General features: G+C 46.3%; 1 protein-coding gene. It reads right to left on the bottom strand.

Features of this window, described 5'->3' with window-relative positions; genetic code table 11:
* The coding region (locus A3738_RS05205; protein WP_197473609.1) for a VCBS domain-containing protein at positions 1-616 on the bottom strand (616 nt) is incomplete at both ends.

Genomic DNA, 616 nt, shown 5'->3' with positions numbered 1-616 from the left:
AGTGATCTTCTCCGGCATCCTTGTCGCTAATTGTTAACTGGCCACGCGAGTTAAGTTGCGAATCTTCTGTGACATCTCCGACCTTTGCATCGGTAATTTGGGCGGTATCATTTGTGCCAGTAATTTCGATATCTAAGCCATGTGCAAAATCAACACCACCTGCGTTTTGTGCGTGAATGTCGAAGTGCTCTGAAACCAGTTGTCCGTCAGTCAGTGCATCGACGTTTGTTGCACCAGAATTCAGGCGATACTCCCATTGACCTGATGGTGCGATAGTTAGAGTACCGTATTGACCTTGGTAACTTTGCGAAGCGAAAGAGCCTGGGCCGCCAGCAATTGAAAGTTGGCCGCTTGCAGAAACTTGGTTGTCTTCGCTTACTGAACCATCAAAAACTCCAGTAATTGAAATAGGCAGATCTTGGTGTACAGAAGAATTTGCTAGTAATTGATTGTGTTGCGCGTTGATTGTGTTGCTTAGGGCATCGTCTTGTTCGGAGCCGAATGAAGCGAGACTTCTTGATGAGAAAACAGATGTGTCTGTATGGTTGTCGATCTCTAAGTTGGTTCTTGCGACAACTGCCGGTGTATCGTGGTGATGTCCATCTGATTGAGCTTG

The sequence above is a fragment of the Oleiphilus sp. HI0066 genome (assembly GCF_001635725.1).
This window is presented reverse-complemented; position numbering and strand designations above follow the sequence as displayed.